Source organism: Pseudomonas sp. Sample_10 (assembly GCF_004321495.1).
GTDB lineage: Bacteria > Pseudomonadota > Gammaproteobacteria > Pseudomonadales > Pseudomonadaceae > Aquipseudomonas.
In genome coordinates this window covers 1-1,661 of sequence record NZ_RCOE01000198.1, presented here as the reverse complement: position 1 = coordinate 1,661, position 1,661 = coordinate 1, and the positions used below count along the sequence as shown (strand labels likewise).

The 1,661-nt window shown below is 61.0% G+C and carries 1 protein-coding gene; it reads right to left on the bottom strand.

Annotated elements, in window-relative coordinates:
* Positions 1–398: 398 nt before the first annotated feature.
* On the bottom strand, positions 399–1,616 hold the full coding sequence (alaC, locus tag D8U18_RS19415; protein WP_056852593.1) for an alanine transaminase: 1,218 nt from the start codon (positions 1,614–1,616) through the stop codon (positions 399–401).
* Positions 1,617–1,661 lie beyond the last annotated feature (45 nt).

The window sequence follows — 1,661 nt, the reverse complement described above, 5'->3', positions numbered from 1 at the left end:
CATCCTGTCGGTGGTGGGCCTGGGCTTTATCCTGTTGTTGTCGCTGTTCGTCTAAACACACTGCACTGATCGTTTCCACGCTCCGCGAGGGAATGTCGCCATGGAAGCGCTGCGTCCACTGTGACGCGGAGCGTCACGGGATGCATTCCCACGCAGAGCGTGGGAACGATCAGGCACAAAAAAACCGCATCGCTGCGGTTTTTTTGTGGGTGAAAGAAATTTCTGTCAGACGATGCATTTGTGGCGAGGGAGCTTGCTCCCGTCCGGCGGCGTAGCCGTCGTAAAATCGGCTAACGCGTTATGCCAGAAGAACCGCGGTGACCGGTTTGGGGGCTGCTTCGCAGCCCCGCGGGAGCAAGCTCCCTCGCCACAGGAATGTTGTTGCCACAGGTTTTGTGTCAGGCGTTGGTTTTCGGGGCCAAGCCATCCGCCCTGAACATCCCGCGAATCCCGCGCACCGCCTGGCGAATCCGGTCCTGGTTTTCGATCAGCGCAAAGCGTACGTGATCATCGCCATACTCGCCGAAACCCACACCCGGCGAGACGCAGACCTTGGCCTCGGCCAGCAGTTTCTTGGCGAACTCCAGGGAGCCCAGGTGCGCATAAGCCTCTGGAATCTTGGCCCAGACGTACATCGACGCTTTCGGGTTTTCCACCATCCAGCCCAGCTCGTGCAGGCCTTTGACCAACACATTGCGGCGCTGCCGATACTGCTCGGCGATGTCGCGCACGCACTGCTGATCGCCTTCCAGAGCGGCAATCGCCGCCACTTGCAGCGGCGTGAAGGTGCCGTAGTCGTGGTAGCTCTTGATCCGCGCCAAGGCGTTGACCAGCTCCGGGTTGCCGACCATGAACCCGATGCGCCAACCCGCCATGTTGTAGCTCTTGGACAGGGTGAAAAACTCCACCGCAATATCCTTGGCGCCCGGCACTTGCATGATCGACGGTGCTTTCCAGCCGTCGTAGACGATGTCGGCGTAGGCCAGGTCATGCACCACCAGCACGTCGTACTGCTTGGCGAGGGCGATCACCCGCTCAAAGAAATCCAGCTCCACGCACTGTGCGGTGGGGTTGGACGGGAAGCCGAGAATCATCATCTTCGGTTTCGGGATCGAGCCGCGAATGGCGCGTTCCAGTTCCGCGAAGAAGTCCACACCGGGCACCAGCGGCACCGAACGCACCTGGGCGCCGGCAATCACGGCACCGTAGATATGAATCGGATAGCTCGGGTTCGGCACCAGCACGGTGTCGCCCTGGTCGAGGGTGGCGAGCATCAAGTGCGCCAGGCCTTCCTTGGAACCGATGGTGACAATGGCTTCGCTTTCCGGGTCGATGTCGACCTCGTAGCGATTCTTGTACCAGTTGGAAATCGCCCGGCGCAGGCGCGGAATACCTTTGGACGTCGAGTAACCGTGGGTGTCTTCGCGCTGGGCGACGGTGACGAGTTTGTCGACGATGTGCGGCGGCGTGGCGCCGTCGGGGTTGCCCATGCTCAAGTCGATGATGTCTTCGCCACGACGACGGGCGGCCATCTTCAGCTCGGCGGTGATGTTGAAAACGTAAGGGGGGAGTCGATCTATGCGCGCAAAGCGGCGCGGCGAACCTTGTTCGGCCATTGTTGCCTCGGATAACGTAAGCGCCCGGAACCGTCCGAGCGACGC